Raw genomic sequence first — 273 nt, 5'->3', positions numbered from 1 at the left:
ATGCGCTGCCGACGCTGCCCGATCCCAACGATCCGCGCAGGCGCCAGCAGCCGCCGGCAGCTCCGCGCGCCGGCCAAAGCCCAAACAGTCAGGTCCCGACCTACGGCCTGCCCGCCGCCAACGGCGCGAGCGGCTCCGGCTACGACTCGCTCAACCGCAAACGGCAGCAGCCGAAGCTTTATCCCGGGCAGCCGAAGCCGAAGCGCCCGGTCGGCCCCGGCTCAAGGGTAGCGCCGGCAACGCCGGAGCGAACGCTCGCCCCGCCGCGCATCG

Annotated in this window: 1 pseudogene; it reads left to right on the top strand. The window is 73.6% G+C overall.

The annotated features are described in order from the left end of the window. Positions 1-273 (top strand): annotated as a pseudogene (locus tag CWO91_RS42515) (outer membrane beta-barrel protein); the annotation flags it as partial.

The sequence above is a fragment of the Bradyrhizobium genosp. SA-3 genome (assembly GCF_004212635.1).
Taxonomy (GTDB): Bacteria; Pseudomonadota; Alphaproteobacteria; order Rhizobiales; family Xanthobacteraceae; genus Bradyrhizobium.
This window is presented reverse-complemented; position numbering and strand designations above follow the sequence as displayed.